The sequence below is a fragment of the Aeromonas sp. ASNIH5 genome (assembly GCF_002902865.1).
GTDB classification, from domain to species: domain Bacteria; phylum Pseudomonadota; class Gammaproteobacteria; order Enterobacterales; family Aeromonadaceae; genus Aeromonas; species Aeromonas caviae.
Genome location: NZ_CP026122.1, coordinates 2,541,023 through 2,559,323, shown reverse-complemented (window position 1 = coordinate 2,559,323; position 18,301 = coordinate 2,541,023). Strand labels below are relative to the sequence as shown.

The 18,301-nt window shown below is 65.1% G+C and carries 19 protein-coding genes; 10 read left to right on the top strand and 9 right to left on the bottom strand.

Annotation, left to right across the window (positions count from 1 at the left end; genetic code table 11):
• Positions 1-195 precede the first annotated feature (195 nt).
• The gene (locus C2U30_RS11900; RefSeq protein WP_041214350.1) at positions 196-711 is read left to right on the top strand and encodes a metal-dependent hydrolase; all 516 of its coding nucleotides are present in this window, start codon (positions 196-198) and stop codon (positions 709-711) included.
• Here C2U30_RS11900 and C2U30_RS11895 read toward each other — a convergent pair.
• Together C2U30_RS11895 and C2U30_RS11890 are read right to left on the bottom strand one after the other, a co-directional pair.
• Complete coding sequence (locus tag C2U30_RS11895) at positions 708-1,883, bottom strand: competence/damage-inducible protein A (RefSeq protein WP_103243823.1); 1,176 nt, start codon at positions 1,881-1,883, stop codon at positions 708-710. The two genes, C2U30_RS11900 and C2U30_RS11895, sit on opposite strands and share 4 nt — an antisense overlap.
• 28 nt (positions 1,884-1,911) lie before the next feature.
• Entirely contained in the window at positions 1,912-3,156 is a 1,245-nt protein-coding gene (locus tag C2U30_RS11890) for an HD-GYP domain-containing protein (protein WP_029313584.1), read from the bottom strand.
• A gap of 144 nt (positions 3,157-3,300) precedes the next feature.
• Between C2U30_RS11890 and metA the strand changes: the two genes are divergently transcribed.
• On the top strand, positions 3,301-4,248 hold the full coding sequence (gene metA / locus C2U30_RS11885) for a homoserine O-acetyltransferase MetA (RefSeq protein ID WP_010672713.1): 948 nt from the start codon (positions 3,301-3,303) through the stop codon (positions 4,246-4,248).
• A 6-nt stretch (positions 4,249-4,254) separates the two neighbouring features.
• Here the strand turns inward: metA and C2U30_RS11880 are convergent, their stop codons facing one another.
• Positions 4,255-4,773 carry a phosphatase domain-containing protein gene (locus tag C2U30_RS11880; protein WP_010672714.1) on the bottom strand — a complete coding sequence of 173 codons (519 nt, stop codon included), beginning with the start codon at positions 4,771-4,773 and terminating at the stop codon, positions 4,255-4,257.
• A gap of 149 nt (positions 4,774-4,922) precedes the next feature.
• On the opposite strand from C2U30_RS11880, the gene C2U30_RS11875 reads away from it, so the two are divergent.
• Positions 4,923-5,393 (top strand): Lrp/AsnC family transcriptional regulator, encoded by a 471-nt coding sequence (locus C2U30_RS11875; protein WP_010672715.1) that lies wholly within the window; start codon positions 4,923-4,925, stop codon positions 5,391-5,393.
• A gap of 55 nt (positions 5,394-5,448) precedes the next feature.
• Here C2U30_RS11875 and C2U30_RS11870 read toward each other — a convergent pair whose 3' ends face one another.
• On the bottom strand, positions 5,449-7,413 hold the full coding sequence (locus C2U30_RS11870; protein WP_103243822.1) for an LTA synthase family protein: 1,965 nt from the start codon (positions 7,411-7,413) through the stop codon (positions 5,449-5,451).
• 258 nt (positions 7,414-7,671) lie between these two features.
• Here C2U30_RS11870 and C2U30_RS11865 point away from each other — a divergent pair, with 258 nt between their 5' ends.
• Together C2U30_RS11865 and C2U30_RS11860 are read left to right on the top strand one after the other, a co-directional pair.
• Positions 7,672-7,950, top strand: a complete 279-nt coding sequence (locus tag C2U30_RS11865; RefSeq protein ID WP_039039795.1) for a DUF2442 domain-containing protein — start codon at positions 7,672-7,674, stop codon at positions 7,948-7,950.
• A gap of 117 nt (positions 7,951-8,067) precedes the next feature.
• Positions 8,068-9,684 (top strand): alpha-amylase family protein, encoded by a 1,617-nt coding sequence (locus tag C2U30_RS11860; protein ID WP_103243821.1) that lies wholly within the window; start codon positions 8,068-8,070, stop codon positions 9,682-9,684.
• 55 nt (positions 9,685-9,739) lie between these two features.
• Here the strand turns inward: C2U30_RS11860 and C2U30_RS11855 are convergent, their stop codons facing one another.
• Both C2U30_RS11855 and C2U30_RS11850 read right to left on the bottom strand, forming a co-directional pair.
• The gene (locus C2U30_RS11855) at positions 9,740-10,270 is read right to left on the bottom strand and encodes an MgtC/SapB family protein (RefSeq protein ID WP_039039793.1); all 531 of its coding nucleotides are present in this window, start codon (positions 10,268-10,270) and stop codon (positions 9,740-9,742) included.
• 24 nt (positions 10,271-10,294) lie between these two features.
• On the bottom strand, positions 10,295-11,737 hold the full coding sequence (locus C2U30_RS11850; protein WP_010672720.1) for a RimK family alpha-L-glutamate ligase: 1,443 nt from the start codon (positions 11,735-11,737) through the stop codon (positions 10,295-10,297).
• 187 nt (positions 11,738-11,924) lie between these two features.
• On the opposite strand from C2U30_RS11850, the gene C2U30_RS11845 reads away from it, so the two are divergent.
• From C2U30_RS11845 to C2U30_RS11830, 4 genes are all read left to right on the top strand, one after another.
• Positions 11,925-12,398 carry a GNAT family N-acetyltransferase gene (locus tag C2U30_RS11845; protein ID WP_103243820.1) on the top strand — a complete coding sequence of 158 codons (474 nt, stop codon included), beginning with the start codon at positions 11,925-11,927 and terminating at the stop codon, positions 12,396-12,398.
• The gene (locus C2U30_RS11840) at positions 12,395-12,631 is read left to right on the top strand and encodes a DUF3624 domain-containing protein (protein WP_041212265.1); all 237 of its coding nucleotides are present in this window, start codon (positions 12,395-12,397) and stop codon (positions 12,629-12,631) included. Before C2U30_RS11845 ends, C2U30_RS11840 begins: the two co-directional genes overlap by 4 nt.
• 42 nt (positions 12,632-12,673) lie before the next feature.
• The gene (locus C2U30_RS11835) at positions 12,674-13,420 is read left to right on the top strand and encodes an SDR family oxidoreductase (RefSeq protein ID WP_103243819.1); all 747 of its coding nucleotides are present in this window, start codon (positions 12,674-12,676) and stop codon (positions 13,418-13,420) included.
• A gap of 225 nt (positions 13,421-13,645) precedes the next feature.
• Positions 13,646-14,071: a hypothetical protein gene (locus C2U30_RS11830; RefSeq protein ID WP_103244697.1), complete on the top strand. Its 426-nt coding sequence runs from the start codon at positions 13,646-13,648 to the stop codon at positions 14,069-14,071.
• Between the two features lie 100 nt (positions 14,072-14,171).
• On the opposite strand, the gene C2U30_RS11825 is transcribed toward C2U30_RS11830, so the two are convergent.
• Entirely contained in the window at positions 14,172-14,756 is a 585-nt protein-coding gene (locus C2U30_RS11825; protein WP_103243818.1) for a hypothetical protein, read from the bottom strand.
• Positions 14,757-14,940: 184 nt separating this feature from the next.
• Here C2U30_RS11825 and C2U30_RS11820 point away from each other — a divergent pair, with 184 nt between their 5' ends.
• Positions 14,941-16,116: an iron-containing alcohol dehydrogenase gene (locus C2U30_RS11820; RefSeq protein WP_103243817.1), complete on the top strand. Its 1,176-nt coding sequence runs from the start codon at positions 14,941-14,943 to the stop codon at positions 16,114-16,116.
• A gap of 146 nt (positions 16,117-16,262) precedes the next feature.
• Here the strand turns inward: C2U30_RS11820 and C2U30_RS11815 are convergent, their stop codons facing one another.
• Entirely contained in the window at positions 16,263-16,892 is a 630-nt protein-coding gene (locus C2U30_RS11815; RefSeq protein WP_199767271.1) for a glutathione S-transferase family protein, read from the bottom strand.
• Between the two features lie 108 nt (positions 16,893-17,000).
• Entirely contained in the window at positions 17,001-18,269 is a 1,269-nt protein-coding gene (locus C2U30_RS11810; RefSeq protein ID WP_103243815.1) for an O-acetylhomoserine aminocarboxypropyltransferase/cysteine synthase family protein, read from the bottom strand.
• Positions 18,270-18,301 lie beyond the last annotated feature (32 nt).

Here is an 18,301-nt window from a genome sequence, read left to right as displayed (position 1 = left end):
GCTCCATTGCAGTTTTTTAGCGCAATATGCTGATGTTTTATGCTTTCGCTATCCAGAGTGTCCATCACGTTCAGGGTGGCGATGCAAATCACCTTGCCAGGCAGGGAGAGAAGGATTTTAATCTGCCGCCGCCCCAGGGCGAGGACCCTGGTCGCCACCGATCAGCCCCTTTTTCTGTCCAACCGAACGAGCCCCATGACCGCCCAAGGCCACCTGCTGTTTTCCGTCACCTGCGTCCTGCTTGCCCACAAGGTCGGGCTGACTCCGGCCCTGGCCGATGCCAGCCTGTGGCACATCGTCCCCATGGCCCTGGCGAGCGCCCTGCTGCCGGATCTCGATCACCCCCGTTCCCTGCTCGGGCGGCAGCTGCCCTGGATCTCGGGGCCGCTCTCCCGGCTGTTCGGCCATCGCGGTTTCACCCACAGCCTGCTGGCGGTGGGGATGGGGGTCTGGGGGCTGGCCCAGGTGGAAGCCCCCTGGTTGCTGTCGGGGGCGGTGAAGGATGCCCTCATCGTGGGCTATCTCAGCCATCTGCTGGGGGACTGGCTTACCCCCATGGGCATTCCCCTGCTCTGGCCCTGGCGTCGGCGCTTTCGCCTGCCCGGCCTGCCCCTCAAGAGCGGCGGGGGTTACGAGAGGGCCTTCTGCCTGCTGACCCTGGCGCTCGCCGGGTACTGGGTCCATGGCGGTGCAGGCTTGGCTCACTTCTAGCCCCGGGCGCTCTCCTGGCACCTGGCCGTTCGGGTCAGGGTGAGGTAGTCGGCGAGCACCGGCAGCCCCAGCAGGTGGCGGCGCAGCATGTCGAGGGCGGCGAAAGCGAGGATCCGGCGACCGCTCGCGGGATCCGGGTGGCTGACCCTGAGCGTCTGGCCGTGCAGTTGCCCGTCGGCGCAGAGCAGCAGCGGCACGCCGTCCGGACCGGCACGGCCTATGGTGAGGCTCAGGGGGGCGGCGGGCACCGCCAGTTGAGTCAGATCGTCGCTCAGGGTGTGGCTGAAGCCGGCGGTCAGGGCCGGGTACCCGTGACACATGGTCAGCAGGGCGCCCCGGCTCTCCCCTTCCTGCAGGTGCAGCGACCGCTCCCCCAGCAGGGCCAGGATCTGGCTGGCAGGCGCCTCGTTGCCACGCCCCACCAGCCAGGGGGCGATGGCCGCAAGCAGCCTCGCCTCGGCGGCGTCGATGTCGGCGGTGCTGGCACCGTGGCCGATGAGCTTGAGCTCGATGAGGGGCATGGAGGAGCGGTAGCCCAGCTCGATGCCGGCAGGCCAGGGGGCCGCATCCAGCATGTCGCTGAGGGCGGACTCCGAGACGCCGAAGGTGTAGAAACGGCGCAGCTCGGTGTCGGTCTCTTCCCCGGCCAGCGCCTTGAGGCGGGGCATGATCTGTTCGCGCACCATCTGCTTGAACTCGAACGGCACGCCCGGGGTGAAGAAGAGCCGGCTCTGGCCGTGGCTGGCCGGGTGGCAGACCACAAAGCCGCAGGCGGTGCCCACCGGGTTGTCGAGGATCTCGCAGTCCCGGGGCAGCCAGGCCTGCTTGGTGTTGCTCCGGGCCATGGTGCGGCCCCGGCTGGCATAGCGTTCGGCCATGGTGGCGAGCCAGTCCGGGAACAGGGTCAGGGGCTGGTCAAACGCCTCGGCCGCGGCCTGGGCGGTGAGGTCGTCCGCCGTGGGGCCGAGGCCTCCACACACCAGTACCACCTCGGCGCGGTTGGCGCTCTCCTGCAGCACGGCTGTCAGATCCGCGAGGTTGTCCCCCACGGTGGCGCGGCGGCGCACCTGCCAGCCCTGCTCCAGCAAGAGGGCGCTGAGCCAGGCGGCATTGGTGTCCACCACCAGGCCGGTCACTATCTCGTCGCCTGTGCTGATGATCTCGATGCGCATGGGGACTCCTTGGGTGGGGCCAGCCCTCTCAGGGCTTGCCGTGTTCGAAGTAGTAGCTGATCCGGGTGCGGGGGTTGAGGTATTCGAACACCGCCGGGGGCAGGCGTTTGGGCTGGATCACCTTGGCGATGGTCAGCCCGGCCGCGTCGAGGTCGATGATGGCCGCCTCCTGGCGCGGAATGCGGGGGTCGTATACCAGCACTGCGGGGTAGAGCAGGCGGGAGGCGTTGACCGACATCACCAGCCCCACCTGGCCGTTGGAGAGCTGCACCACGCTACCCGGGGGATAGACCCCCATCAGCCGGATCAGCATGCCGAGGTGATCGGCGTTGAACTGGGACTTGCGCTGCTTGTAGAGGCTGCCGAGGGCCGCGTAGGGCACCTTGGCCTCCAGGTGGCAGAGGTTGTCGTACTCGTTGATGAGGGAGACGATCTGGGTGAGGGGATCGAGCTGATCGCCCTTGAGCCCCTGGGGGCCGGTGCCGTCCAGGTACTCGTGGTGGTTCTGCACTATCTGCTTGGCTGCTTCCGGAAAATCGCTGACCAGCCCCAGCAGTTCCAGGCCGTAGCGGGGATGCTGGGCCATCAGGTTCTGCTCCGGCTTGGTCAGCGGCTCCGTCTTGCGCAGGATCTGGCTCGGGATCCTCAGCTTGCCGATGTCGTGGAACAGGGCCCCCATGCCGACCTGACGGATCGCCTCGGCCGGCAACTTGCACTCCCGGGCGAGCAGCATGCTGAGCACGCTGACGTTGAGGGAGTGAAACTGCAGGCTGTTGCCATCATCGCTGTCGGAGACCAGGTGCAGCACCATCTCGTCCACCGAGAGGAGCTGCTCCGTCATGGCGTTGATCAGCTCCTGGGCCTCGCTGATGGCGTTGAGGGGGCGGGACTGGATCTTGCCCATCAGGTTGCGCACCTGGGCCAGGGATTGGCGGAACTGTTTCTCGCACTGCTGCAGGTCGCGGCGATAGCGCTGCAACTGCTCGATGCGCCGCAGTTTCTCCTGCTGCATCTCCTCCTGGCGGGCGACGAGACCCTCTCCTTCAACCTCATCCGCCTGGGGCTGGGTCTGGCCGAGGGGCTTGGGCGGCGTGTCGCTCTTGTCGGGAATGATGGTCACCAGCTTGAGGCCAAGGCGACGAATGAGCTCGATCTCCTCCTCGCTCTTGAGCTTGAAGCTGGAGAACAGAAACGGGTGCTCACGCCATCCCAAAGGCAGGGAGACATAATTGCCGACTTGCAGCCGTTCTACGGAGATCTTGATTCCTGTCATGGGGTTGGGCACGAGGGACACACTGAGCCGTATGCTAGTCAAAGGGCGGGGTGAATACAAAAGGTATCTGATGACAGCGGGAGCGCTTTATTATAGGCTTCTAGATGTCCAGACATATTTACCGATGCAGTACAGGGAGTCAGCATGCCGATCAAGATCCCGGACCAGTTGCCCGCCGCCGAAGTGCTTGGGCAGGAGAACATCTTCGTGATGACGGAATCCCGGGCCGTCACCCAGAACATCCGCCCGCTGCGGGTGCTCATCCTCAATCTGATGCCCAAGAAGATAGAAACCGAGATCCAGCTGATGCGGATGCTCTCCAACTCGCCCTTGCAGGTGGACGTGGATCTGTTGCGCATCGACGATCGGGAGTCGAAAAACACGCCCCAGGCGCACCTGGAGAACTTCTATCACGACTTCGAGCAGGTGAGAGGCAACAACTACGACGGCATGATCATCACGGGGGCGCCGCTCGGGCTGGTGGAGTTCGAGGAGGTGGTCTATTGGCCCCGCATCGTCGAGATCATCGAGTGGTCCCATCAGCATGTCACCTCCACCCTCTTCCTCTGCTGGGCGGTGCAGGCGGCGCTGAAAGCCTTGTACGGCATGGAGAAGCAGACCCACGGCGAGAAGCTCTCCGGGGTCTATCGCCACCACCGCCTCGACGAGCACGAGGCGCTGCTGCGCGGCTTCGATGACGAATTCGTGGCGCCCCACTCCCGTTATGCGGCCTTCGACGGGGATCTCATCCGCGCCCACACCGATCTGCAGATCTTCGCCGAGTCGGAAGAGGCGGGCGTCTATCTGGCCGCCACCAAGGATTGTCGCCAGGTGTTCGTCACCGGCCATCCGGAATATGACGCCCTGACCCTGGATGGGGAATACCGGCGGGATCTGGCGGCCGGGCTCACCCCCGTCATTCCGGTCAACTATTACCCGAACAACGACCCAAGCCAGACCCCGCGCGCCACCTGGCGCAGCCACGGTCACCTGCTGTTTTCCAACTGGCTCAACTATTACGTCTACCAGTTGACCAGCTACAAGGTGGAAGACATCGGCAAGGTGTTTACCTACCAGCAGCCCAAGGGATAGAGCCCATCAGTCCGCTCCGGCCAGCCGCCGCCCACGGGTATCGAGCCAGTGACGGTGGCAGGCCAGGGTGAAGGCGCGTGGCCGTCTGGCCCGGATGAGGGTCATGGCCTCCTGCTGGGGCAGCCCCTGGGTCATCAGCAGCAGGGCGGCCGCCAGCCCGGTACGCCCGCTTCCTCCGTGGCAGTGAATGGCAAGGTGCCGTCCCTCGCGTAGCAGGGCGAGCAGTCGGGGTTGCACCCCGGGCCAGGCCTGTTCGAAGGCGGCATCCGGTGCCTCGTCATCCGCAATGGGCAGATGGAACCAGCTCATGCCTCTGGCCTGCACCAGCTGCCCGAGAGAGAGGGGCCCGCACAGGGCCAGCTCCTCCACCGTCATCAGGGTCAGCACCCCGCCGGCACCGGCCAACTGCAACTGGGCAAGGGCGTCGGCCATGGGGACCTGCTGGCTGCCGGGGCAGGGGGTGAGCAGGAGCTGGCCGTCGAGCCGTGGAACGTCCAGGCTCCAGAAGGGATGGGCACTGAGCATGGGGTTCCTCGTGGTGGTCGGGGTCAACGGGATCGGCATCCCGCGGGTGCGGCACAGCATAGAGGGGCCGGAGGCGATGTCAATCTGCGTTGTGTTCGGCCCGGTTTACGGGCAGAGTCTAAAAAAATCGAGCGATGCAAGGAGTAAAGATGAGAAACCTGGATCAACTGGACTTGGACATCCTGGCCCATCTGTTTCGCGATGCGGGCATGACCAACAAGGATTTGGCGGCCCTGGTCGGGGTGGCGCCGTCCACCTGTCTGGAGCGGGTGCGCAAGCTGCAGCAGGATGGCGTGCTCAAGGGGGCGCACTGCGAGGTGGATTACCAGGCCCTGGGCGGTCACATCCAGGCCATGGTCTCCCTGCAACTGGCCCGTCACAGCCGCCAGATCATCGATGCGTTTCGCGACGCCATCCTGGCCCTGCCCGAGGTGATCAGCCTGTTCCACATGGGCGGCAAGGATGATTTCCTGGTGCACCTGTGCGTCTCCGATACCGAACACCTGCGCAATTTCGTCTTCGATCACTTCACCTCCCGGGAAGAGGTGGTGCACCTCGAGACCTCCCTGGTGTTCGAGCACAGGTTCAGCCGCTCGCTTCCCTGCTTCCCCCACCCCTGACGGGGCTAGCCGCAAGAAAAAACCGCCCGAGGGCGGTTTTTTTGTGGGCGGTTCCTCAGTTGAGAGCCAGCCGGCTGTCCTGCGCCGTCCGGTAGAGCCCCTGCTGATAGGCCAGGCTGCCCCACAGGACCAGCCCCAGGGCGGCATCCTTCATGGCGCCCGGTTGCGGCGCCGGGGTGAGCGTCTCGGTCGCATCCTCGTAGATGAAGCCTTCCGGCGCCCGCTCGGGCTGCAGGATCACCACATCCTTGCCGCGCATCAGGGCGAAGTTCTTGTCGTATTGCATGATGGCGCGCCCCGGCCAGTCGGCGGGCATGCGGGTGAGATCCTTGCCCAGCATGGGGTAGTCGGCACTGATGCCCATGAGGGAGAGCAGGGTCGGGGCCATGTCGATCTGGCTGACGATGCGGGGATCCTTTCTCGGTGCAATGCCGTCCCCCAGGATGACCCCCGGGATGTGGAAGCGGGGGATGGGCACCAGGCTGGCTCCCCCGACCCGGCTGTCGTGATCGGCGATGACCAGGAACAGGGTGTCCTGCCAGTAGTCCGATGCCCTGGCCTTCTTGAAGAACTCGCCGACGGCGTAGTCCGCGTACTTGGCGGCGTTGTTGCGGGTCTGCTTGGGCTGCTCGTACAGGGCGATGCGGTTGTCGGGGAACTCGAAGGGATCGTGGTTGCTGGAGCTGAACACCAGGCTGAAGAAGGGTTTGCCCTCCTTGTGCAGCGCCGCGAAGGTCTCGTTGGCCTTGGCCATCAGATCTTCATCCGAGGCGCCCCAGGATCCCTCGAACACCGGGTTCTTGAAGTCCTTCTGCTCGACGATGGTGGTGAAGCCGTTGCCGAGGAAGAAGCTGCGCATGTTGTCGAAGTGGCTCTCGCCGCCATAGATGAAGCTGGTGTCATAGCCTCGCTGCTTGAGCAGGTCGGCGATGGTGAAGAAGTTGGTCTGGCTCTTGCCGAGCTTGACCACGGCCTGGGCCGGGGTCGGTGTGAAGCCGGTGAGCACCGCCTCGATGCCGCGTACCGAACGGGTACCGGTGGCGTAGAGCTGCTCGAACGCCCAACCCTCTTTCGACAAGGCATCGATGTTCGGGGTGAGCGGCAGGCCGCCGAGGGAGCCGACGAACTGGGCCCCCAGGCTCTCTTGCAGCAGGATCACCAGGTTTTTGGGCTTGCCCTGGTAGCTGGCCGTGTTGAAGGTCTGGCTCGGCAGATCGGCAGAGGTGAAATCGCCGAGAGGGCGACCGCTCTCCTCGCGGACTATGTCGAGTACCTGATGGTCAGCCATCTTGCCGTAAAACTGGCTGGCGTCCTCCTCGGCCCCCATCTGCTTGATGGCAAAGAAGAGGGAGTAGGCGGAGTTGACGGTGAGGGCGTTGACCAGGGGATCGTCGGCAAAGGCCACCATGGCCGGATTCAGGGCGCGATGGCCGAGACTGGAGCGGGCGCCGAGGAAGCCGACGGCGAGGATCAGCAGGGCGAAGGCGGGGCGCCAGTACCAGCGGGGGAAGCTTAGGTCACGCACCAGGCGGCCGCTCAGCCACCAGCCACCGCCCAGCACGGCGCCGCTGAAGATCACGGCCAGCAGCAGCTCGCCCTTGCGGCCAGCCCACAGCATGGAGAGCACCTCCTTCGGATAGATGAGGTACTCCACATAGAGGCGGTTGGGGCGCACCCCGTATTCGGTGACGAAGGCGGGAGTGGAGATCTCGAGAAAGAGCATCAGCCAGAGCCCCAGGGTGAGCCAGATCCGGATAAGCTGCATCCAGAGCCGCCCCGGCGCGTGGGGTCCGGCCAGCAACTGGGTCAAGACGGCGGGTACGCCCCAGACCCAGCAGAGGGTGGCGACGTCGACGCGAATGCCTTGCAGCAGCATCTCCTGCCAGCCAGAGACGGCATCCACCCGTTCCAGTTGCCAGAGCCCCAGGCCAAGGCGGCTGACGGTCAGGGAGATGAGCGCGATCAATGAAAAGACGGCGATGGGCCAAACCGGTCCCAGCCATTGTCTGATGGTGGTCATATTGTTCCTGCAAACCTGTTTGCGCCCAGTCCCCGGACGCATTGTTGTTATGGTGCAGGAGTATGACAGTGGCGCCTGGCAAAGGTTGCATGGGGGTGAGGTATAAATGGAGAAGCTGGCACGTTTTATGATTTTTTTGTGACGGGATGCAGGGTTCGAAGAGAGCATAAAACGCTGGGGAAACTGTGATCCTGCTGGCACATCGAGACAATGGTCGTGCCTATAATGGCGCCGGATTTCTCAATCGGAGCCGAAGGGATGCCGGTCTTCATCGATGTGGAATATATGCAGGGCTGGTCTCTGTTCGTGGTGCTCTCCGACGGCACCACAGGCGTGCTGGATCTCACCCCCTGGCGCGGCCAGCCGCTGTTTGCGGCCATGGAGACCGAGCGTCGCTTCGCCCGTGTCTTCATCGATGATCGCCATCAACTGGCGTGGCCCTCGGGCTTCACCCTGGCGGCCCACGAGGTCTACCACCTGATCCTGCCCATCGACGAGCGCGCCGCCTTCCCCGATCGCAACATGCATCGCTTCTGACATGCTAACTCGTTGAGTCAGGTAACGTTTTCAGTCACAGACCCGCGTCGGTCAGGTCGTTATCATGACCCCAGTGCGGCGCTTTGGGCGCCCATCCACCACAGCGGGAACATAACAATGAAACAAGGAACGTTGCGTCGTGGCGGCCTCATCGGGGCCGCCCTGTTACTGACGGCTTGCGGCAGCGGGGGAGGCGGTGGCAGCAGTGACCCCCAGCCCCCGGTGGTCAATCCGCCCCCCGCGTCGGCCAGCCGCGCCTGCTACGGCAATGATCAGCCAGCCTGCAACCTGCGCACCTACCAGGTGATGGTGGAGTCCTTCGTCGACGGCGACGGCAGCGCCAACTACGGCGTCGGCTACGGCCCCTCCCGGCACAACGGCGATCTGCAGGGGATCATCGACAGCCTCGACCACATCAAGAGCCTCAACGTCAACGCCATCTGGCTCACGCCGGTGTTTGACTCCTGCGCCGGCCAGGCCGGGGACGACCGGCTGGATGCCACCGGTTACTTCGCCTGCGACTTCTTCAACGTGGATCCCAACTTCGGCAGCAACGCCCAGCTTAAAAAACTGGTGGACGGGGCGCACCAGCGCGGGCTCTATGTCTTCCTCGACGGGGTGTTCGGCCACGTCAACAAGGTGGGGGTGAGCAAGCCATCACCAGAGGGGCGGCTGCCTGCCCTCAAGAGCGGCGGCGCAGGCTACCCGGGTCAGCTGGTGGATTACGGCCAGCCCGAGAGTCTGGCCTACTTCAAGGAGGTGGCCCGTTACTGGGTCGAGCAGTACGGCATCGACGGCTGGCGCCTCGATCAGGCTTATCAGTTGGGGCTGGATGACTGGCGCGCCATTCGCAGCGAGGTGGCCCAGGCCAGCGCGGCGCGCAAGGCCGCCGGCCAGCAGTGGGGCACCCTCGGCTACATGGTGGGGGAAGTGTGGAAGGGCGCCGACGAGATCCGCGCCCAGGCCTATGGCCCGAGCGACAACCCGGCGCTCTCTTCGGCGTTCGACTTCCCCCTGCGCTACGGCCTGGTACAGGCGCTGGCGGTGGAAGAGTCCGGCAAGGGCGGGCAGGGGGCCAGCGTGCTCGACGCCAGTTGGAACAAGGTGGAGAACTACCCGGACCACGCCATGCCCAACCTGATGCTGGGCAACCACGATCTGGTGCGCTTCGGCGATCTGCTGGAGCGGGGCAACTTCAATGGGGCGGACTACTGGCAACGCCACAAGGCGGCCTTCAGCTTCATGGCCGCCCGCTCCGGTCCCATTACCTTCTACTATGGCGAGGAGTTTGGCGACGAGGTGCCTGGTTTTGCCAGTCAGGTGGGGGGCGACTGTGCGGCCCAGGGGCTCTGCGATGATCACGTGGCCCGCAGCGATGGCAAGGTCCCCGGTGTCACCGGCTTCGTGCCGAGCAGCGAGCAGGCCGAGCTCAAGCAGTGGCTGAGCGACCTGCTGGCCCTGCGCGCCGCCCACCCGGCCCTCTATCAGGGGGAGCGGGTCAAGCTGGTGGCCGAGGGGAGCGTCTATGGCGACATCAAGCAGACGGCGGGCGAGCAAGTAGTCTACCTGCTCAACGTCTCCACTACGCCCCAGAGCTACGCTGTGCCGGTCGGCAAGCTGCGCAGCGGCAGCGCCCTGGTGGATCTGCAGAGCGGCGAGAGCCTGGCCATCGGTGGCAGCAGCGTGACGGTGGACTTGCCACCCCTCACTGGCCGCTTCCTGCTGGTGCGCTGAGGGAGGCAGACAACAGAAAGGGCTCCATGATGGAGCCCTTTTTCATGGTGGCGGCTTACTTCTCGATGCCGCTGCCAAGGTCGTCCCGGCGGGAAGAGACCGAGGGCTCGGCCCCGTGGCGCCAGTGTTCCAGCCGGTTGTGCACCCCGCGGCGCAGGCTCTTGAAGCTGGCTTCCAGATAGTCCACCCCCACCAGGATGGAGAGGGTGACGACGGTGAGCAGCAGCGCCTGATGCAGCATGTCCATGCCGATGAGGGCGCCGAGGGCGGCCAGCATCCAGATGGCGGCGGCGGAGGTCACCCCCAGCACCTGACCATCCCGGGTCATCATGACCCCGGCCCCGAGAAAGCCGACCCCGGTGATGAGCTGACCCAGCACCCGCGCCTGATCGGCGCCCTGAGGACTGACGGCGGCGCCGATGGCGAGAAAACAGTAGGTGCCGAGCACGATGAGGGAAGAGGTGCGGATCCCCACCGGTTTGCCGCGAAGCTGCCGCTCCAGCCCCACCAGGGTGCCACACACCAGACAGACCAGGATGTTCTCCCAGCCAAGGGGCGCGATGTCCCACCACTGCATTGTCATCATATCCACCTCTGCTCGCGATGCTTGTTATCCTGTCGCGCTCTGCCCCCGGTTCTCCAGCCGCTGGCGGAAGGCCCGGGCGAGGCGCTCGTAGAGGTCCTTTGCCTCCCTGTCTTCAATATCGCCACGTATCCAGGGGTTGTCGATGATTTCCAGCAACACGCAGCCCTGACCCTGCTGGCGCAGATCCACCCCGAACAGGCCGTTGCCGAGCTGGTGCACGGCGCGGCGGGCGGTTTGCAGCACCCGCTCCGGCACGTCGCTGAGGGGCAGCGCCTCGATGCGGCTCATGTCGAGGGGGTGTTTGCGGCGACGGATGCGGTTGCCGGGTTCGGGTCGGTAGCGGCGGCAGGCGAACAGCGGCGAGCCGTCGAGAAAGCCGATGCGCCAGTCGAACTCGGCAGGGATCCGGCTCTGGACCAGCAGCAGGGCGGAGCGGGCCAGCCCCTCGTCCAACAGGCGGGCGAGCTGGATGTCATCGCTGGCCATGGCGAGGTCGCGCCCCTGGGCGCCGTCGGGGATCTTCACCATCAGCGGCAGACCGAGGCGCTGCACCAGTTCGTCCACATGCTGGCGGCCGCGGCGGGTCACGACGGTGGTGGGGGGCATGGGCACGCCGCTGCGCACCATCAGCTCGTAGAGATAGAGCTTGTTGCTGCAGGCGAGGATGGCACGGGAGCTGTCGATGACCGGCATCTTGAGCTGCTCGGCACGGCGGGCAAATTCGAAGGTGTAGTGGCCGACCGCGGTCTCGGCGCGCAGCCAGAGGGTGTCGAACTCCGGCAACCGCTCGATGGCCGAGGGAGGCAGGATCTCGGCCTGGATCCCCTGGGCAGCGGCCGCCTTGATGAAACGCTCCAGCGCCAGGGCATCGCTGCTGGCGCGGCCGTCGTTGGGGTCGACCAGGATGGCGAGCTGGTAGCGTGGTGCCGTCTGCTCCTCGTCCCCCGTGCCCACCAGCGCCTGGGCGTGCTGCACCATCAGCGCCTTCTCGCTCGGGCTCAGCGCCAGCGGTGACAGGCTCTCCTGCTGGCGCACCGACCAGCCGTGGCGACCGCGCTTGAGGGTCAGCTCCTGCAGCGGCAACTGGCTCAGGCCGTAGTAATAGCGGGCGAGTCCCGCCAGCTCGCTCTGTTCGCACTGGCCGAAGATGGCGCGCACCCGGATCCTGTCCTCGCTCTGCTGGGCCAGCCAGCCCTGCAATTTGCGCCACAGCTTGGCGGGAGGCTGCTGGGGTTGCAGCCGGCTGATGGCCTGCAATCCGGGCAGGCAGTGGTGGCCGCGGGCCTGGGCCAGCAGGGAGCAGTAATAACCGGCCCCCAGGTGTTCCAGGCTGCGGCAGAGGTTGATGATGCGCGGACGCCCCCCTGTGGTGGGCAGACCGTGTTGCAGGTAGGTGCGGGCGGTCAGCAGATAGTCGGCATGGCAGGGCCAGTCGCCCGGCTCCTCGACGATGACATAGGTACTCATATTTTCAGGCTCCACAGAAAGGACTGCCAGAAACGGCAGGATCCCCAGTGGGCTTCGATGCACCGACAAGCACGACAATGGCGCGAGGGGAAACAAGAGGTTACAGTGCCTAATATTCTGCCTTGGTAACTTGTGATACAAGTCGCATTTCTGGTGCTGAGGATAAATAACCGAACAAGGACTCCCCGTGTTGACCGTGCGCGCCGCCCGAGCCGATGATTTGGGCGCCATCGTGAAGCTGGAACGCTACTGTTTTCCCCCCGAGGTCGCCTTCGGCCGCAGCCGCTGGCACTATCTGCTCAATCAGGCCAAGGGGCGCACCCTGCTGCTGCAAGACGAGAAGGCGCAGGTGATGGGCTATGTGAGCGTGCTGGAACACAAAGGTTGGGATCGTCTCATCATCCAGACCCTCGCCATCCACTGGACCGTCCGCCGTCAGGGGTGGGCACGCCGCCTGCTGGAGCAGGTGATCCGGGAAGGGCGCGAGGCCGGCTGGGGGGCGATTCGCCTCGAGGTCGCCGACGCCAACCCAGAAGCCAGGGCCCTCTATCAGGGGCTGGGGTTTCGCCCCGGGGTACGGCTGCCCGATTATTACGGGCCCGGCCAGCATGCCCACCGCCTGGTGCTGGCGCTGGGGGATGAGCGGCAGGCGCCATCATGAGTTGCGAGGATTGCCTGGCCACGGCCATCAGGGCCAAGCTCGGGCGCTGCCCGGTCTGCGCCGCCCAGACCTTTCTCATCGGGGTCGTCGGCTGGCTGGTCTGGTGGTGGTGCGGCGCCGATACCTCGGTCAACGCCCTGACCGGCCTGCTGTTTGCGCTGGGGGGCTCGGGTCTCTTCCTGCTGCATCTGGCGGTGTTCGCATGGCGAAAGCTGGGCAAACGCGACATATAACGTGCTGATTTTTCAAGAAGACAAATAACAATGGAGGTTCACATGATTGCAATGGTAACGGGCGCCTCGTCCGGCTTTGGTGAGGCCATCAGCCGCCTGCTGGTGAGCGCAGGCCACCGGGTGATCGGCACTGGGCGTCGCGCCGAACGGCTGGCCGCCCTGTCCGAGGAGCTGGGCGAGCAGTTCCTGCCCCTGGTGTTCGACGTCCAGGACAAGGCTGCCACCCGCGCCGCCATCGAGGGGCTGCCGACCGAATGGCAACAGGTGGACCTGCTGGTCAACAACGCCGGCCTGGCACTGGGGCTGGAGCCTGCCCACAAGGCGGATCTGGAAGACTGGGAGCAGATGATCGCCACCAACATCAGCGGCCTGACCCTGATCACCCGGTTGCTGCTGCCGGGCATGGTGGCGCGCAACCGCGGCCACGTCATCAATATCGGCTCAATCGCAGGGACCTATCCCTATCCGGGCGGCAACGTCTACGGCGCGACCAAGGCGTTCGTGAAGCAGTTCAGCCTCAACCTGCGTGCGGATCTGGCGGGCACGGCGGTGCGTGTCACCAACGTGGAGCCCGGCCTGTGTGGCGGCACCGAGTTCTCCAACGTGCGCTTCCACGGCGACGACGCCAAGGCGGCCACCGTCTATCAGGGGGTGCAGGCCATCCTGCCGGAAGACATCGCCAATACCGTACTCTGGATCAGCGAGCAGCCTGCCCACGTCAACATCAACAGCATCGAGATCATGCCGGTGGCCCAGACCTTCGGTCCGCTCCACATCAGCCGTCGCTGATGTCATGACGAGCCGACTCCTGTCCACAAGAGGCGCCTTCGGGCGCCTTTTTTTGATGGGTCTGGTCGCACTCGTCATGGAGTGCAGAAGGAGGCGTGCTGCGACCCCGTGCTGAACCGTCGAAAGAGGGGGGTACTCAAGTTGGCCTGCATTTTGCTGTCTCCGGCCCATGGTGGGGAAACCATCCCCGGAGCCGGCGAGGCCGGCAGTGAGCGTGGAGCCTTCATGGATATCAAACCCTATGGTCATCAACTCGCCCAGAGCGCGTCCCAGAACCGTGCCCTGGCGACCCTCAGCGACAGCGACGACAAGCAGAGCGGCTGGTCTCAGCAGGTCAGCCTCTCCAGCCAGGTGCTGACCGGCAAGGCGCAGCAGGCTCTGACCTACGAGCATCTGGCCAGGAACGGCAAGAACACAGTCCTGACCGGTGGCGTCAAGGATGTGCGGGTGCAGCAGATGGTGGACAAGGCCCTGGGCTTTGATCGCAAAAAATTTGACGATCTCGAGCGTCAGCTCAAGGGGATAGCGGATGACAAGACGCTCTCTGCCGAGGAGCGCGAAACGCAGAGCAAGGACCTGGCCGCGCAGCGCGATGCCATGCTCAAGGAGGCCATGGATCGCCTCACCGGCAAATCCGCCTCCCAGGCATGATGTGATTCAAACGGCAATCTTTGGGCGTTAAAGGCAAGGGGTTGCCCCCTTGCCACGGGGCCGGCAGGCCGTGGGAGGCACGGCCTGCCGTGGTCAGAGCTCAGGGACTCTGGGGGGCGATCCCGATGGCGATGGCGGTGGTCTGCACGGCCTTGATCTGGTCCCCCTTGGCGATGAGGGCGAACTGGGCCGGATCCTGCACCTTGAGGGTCAGGGTATGGTCGACCCCCTTGACCCGGATGGTCTGGTGCGCCTTGTCCACGTCGATGACATCGGCATAGATGGTTACCTGCATGCCGGCGCCGGCTGCGGGTTTCTCCCCGGCGGCCGCCTTGCCCCCTTCCACTTCCACCACCCGTTTTCTCACCCCGGCGGTGCCCTTGAGCAGGGTCAGGTCCAGCAGTTGCAGATATCTCAAGGCCACGACATCTCCCACCTTGAGCTGGGGAAGGTTGGTCACCTCCTCCCCGGCGATCAGATTCAGGGTCTGCCCTTCGGCATTTTTCAGGCTGACCTTGCGGGTGGCCAGGTCGATGGCGGTGACGGTTGCCCTGGCGGTCAGTTCTTCGGCCAGGCTGGCTTGTCCGGGGGCCACGGCCACATGGGTGGTGACCTCGGCGGCATAGAGCAGGGGAGGGGCACAGAGGGTGAGGGCACCCGCAATCCAGGCGTGCTTCAGTTTCATGATAGAGACCCTGTGAGTGGGAAAGGGACCCCGGGAGGGGCTTGAGGGGGCGACGAACTCGTCTGCCCGCTATCACCATAGCAAAGTCGGGCAGGAGCGCCCGGCATCGGCAGGCTGGCATCGTATTTTTGACGACAGGCTCCCGTTTTGACCTGATGGCACGGCAGGCGCACAATTCCCCGGCATGCAATCAACCGAGGGCTCTGCCGTGTACAACTTCCAATATGCCAATCCCACCCGCATCTGCTTTGGTGAAGGCCAGATAGCCACTCTGCCCGAGCTGATCCCGGCCGGCAGCCGTCTGCTGGTGCTCTACGGGGGTGGCAGCATCAAGCAGAACGGGGTCTATGAGCAGTTGACCCAGGCGCTGGCGGGCCGGGAGTGGCTGGAGTTTCCCGGCATCGGCGCCAACCCCCAGTACGATCAGCTGATGGAGGCGGTGGCCCTGGTCAAGCGCGAGCGCATCGACTTCCTGCTGGCGGTGGGTGGCGGTTCCGTGGTGGATGGCACCAAGTTCGTGGCCGCCGCGGCCTGCTTCGAGGGGGACGACCCCTGGGAGATCCTGCGGGACAAGGCCTCCATCAAGGGGGCGCTGCCGCTCGGCTGTGTGCTGACCCTGCCGGCCACCGGTTCGGAGAGCAACCCCGCCGCCGTGGTGAGCCGGGGGGAGGCCAAGCTCTCCTTCTACAATCCGCTGGTGCAACCGGTGTTTGCTGTGCTGGATCCCGCCACCACCTACAGCCTTCCACCGCGCCAGGTGGGCAATGGCGTGGTGGATGCCTTCGTCCACATCCTCGAGCAGTACCTCACCTTCCCGGTGGGGGGCGAGGTGCAGGACCGGCTGGCGGAAGGGCTGTTGCAGGTGCTGGTGGACAACGGTCCGCGGGCGCTGGTGGAGCCCACCAACTACCAGGTACGTGCCAACCTGATGTGGGCGGCCAGCCTGGCCCTCAACGGCCTCATCGGTCGCGGCGTGCCCCAGGACTGGTCCACCCACGCCATCGGTCACCAGCTCACCGCCCTGCACGGGCTGGATCATGCCCAGAGTCTGGCGGTGGTGCTGCCCTCCCTGCTGCGGGAGCAATCGGCCCAGAAGCAGGAGAAGCTGGCCCAGTTCGCCGAGCGAGTATGGCACTCCAGCCGCGAGGACAAGGCGCTGCGTATCGAAGAGGCGATCATCCGTACCGAGCAGTTCTTCCAGCAGATGGGGGTGGGTACCCGCCTCGCCGACTATGGTCTGGATGCGCGCTGCATCCCGGGGATCTGTTCCAACCTCAAGCTGTTCGGCCTGACCGCCCTCGGGGAGCAGCAGGACATTGATCCCGACAAGGTAGCGCGGATCCTCTCTCACGCCCTCTAGGCCTGAGTCCCTTGGCCAAGGGGCGATCTGGACAATAAGTGCGGCCAGGATCCTGTCCCACGCGCTTTGATATCTGGCTGACGGCCGGAAAAGAGAACGCCCCGATCATCGGGGCGTTTTGCAGGGTGTCACCGGGGCACCGCCGTTTATTCGGCGCTGCGGTCCAGCTCGCGCTCCAGGGCTGCCGCCTTCTGGCGGGCCGGATGGGTATTGAGGCGCTGCCAGTAGGCTTGCAGATGCGGGAACTGGGCCAGCTGACCGTTCTGGGCCAGCAGATCCACCAGGAAGGAGTTCAGGATGTCGGCGCCGGATAGGCGATCGGCCACCAGGTAACGGCGGTTTGCCAGCACCTCATCGAGATAGCCCAGCACCTTGGCGCACTCGGCTTTGGCGTAGTCCGGCAGGAAGCGCATCGGGCTGCCATCCTTGCGCACGAACATGTCGAGCAGCAGCGGCAGAATGCCGGAGCTCTCGGCGAAGTGGAGCCACTGCAGGTATTCGGGATACTCCGGGCTGTCGGTGGCCGGTGCCAGCCGGTCCGGGGCGTGGCGGGCGATCAGGTACTCTGTGATGGCACCGGATTCCGCCAGCACCCGGCCGTCAAACTCGATGACCGGCGACTTGCCGAGAGGGTGGACGGCCTTGAGCTCGGGCGGCGCCAGAAAGGTGGCGGCATCGCGCTGGTAGGCCTTGATCTCATAGGACAGGCCCAGCTCTTCAAGCAGCCAGATGATGCGCTGGGAGCGGGATTTGTTCAGGTGGTGCAGGACTATCATGGAAACCTCGACGCAGTGACGGAAGGCGGTGATACGCAGCGCCCCGGCAGCAGGTTCACTTATGGATGAAAAAGAGCGGGCGTGGTGCCCGCTCCTTCGTCGATTGACTCAGGCCTCCAGCGCCTGATCCAGATCCGCCAGGATGTCCTCGATGGCTTCGATTCCCACTGACAGCCGGATCATCTCAGGTTTCACTCCAGCCTTGGCCTGCTCCTCTTCGCTCAACTGGCGATGGGTGGTAGAGGCGGGGTGGCAGGCCAGGGACTTGGCGTCGCCGATGTTGACCAGCCGCTTGAAGATCTTGAGGGCATCGTAGAAGCGCACGCCCGCCTCGTAGCCGTCCTTCAGGCCGAAGGAGAGGATGGCCGAGGGGCGACCGGCCATGTACTTCTCCGCCAGCGGGTAGTGGGGGTTACCCGGCAGACCGGCGTAGCTGACCCAGGCCACCTTGGGGTGGTGCTTGAGGTGGTGGGCCACCCGCAGAGCGTTGTCCACGTGGCGCTCCATGCGCAGGCTCAGGGTTTCCAGCCCTTGCAGCAGCAGGAAGGCGTTCATCGGCGCCAGCGCCGCCCCGGTATTGCGCAGCGGCACGGTGCGCACCCGGCCGATGAAGGCCGCCGGGCCGAAGGCCTCGGTGTAGACCACCCCGTGATAAGAAGGCTCGGGTTGGGTCAGCTGGGGGAAGCGCTCGGCGTGATCCGCCCAGGGGAACTTGCCCGAGTCGACGATGACGCCCCCCAGGGAGTTGCCGTGGCCGCCGACATATTTGGTCAGGCTGTGCACCACGATGTCGGCGCCGTGTTCGATGGGTTTGCACAAGACCGGAGTGGCGACCGTGTTGTCGACGATGAGCGGCACGCCGCGGGCGTGGGCGGCCTTGGCCAGGGCGGCGATGTCGACGATGTTGCCGGCCGGGTTGCCGATGCTCTCGCAGTAAACCGCCTTGGTCTTGTCATCGATGAGGGCGGCGATGGCCTCGGCGCTGTCATCCTTGGCGAAGCGAACCTCGACCCCGAAGCTCGGCAGCATGTGGGCGAACAGGGTGTAGGTGCCGCCATAGAGCTGGGGGGTGGAGACGATGTTGTCACCGGCGGCGGTCAGCGCCTGGATGGCGTAGGTGATGGCGGCGGAACCTGCCGAGACCACCAGGGCGGCGATCCCCCCTTCAAGGGCGGCCATCCGCTGCTCCAGCACATCGTTGGTGGGGTTCATGATGCGGGTGTAGATGTTCCCCGGCACCGCCAGATTGAACAAGTCCGCCCCGTGCTGGGCGCTCTCGAACTCGTAGGCCACCGTCTGGTAGATGGGCACGGCAACGGCCTTGGTGGTGGGGTCGTTGGCAAAGCCGTGGTGCAGGGCCAGGGTCGCATCTTTCATCACACACTCCTTGTTGGATGTCACCATTATGG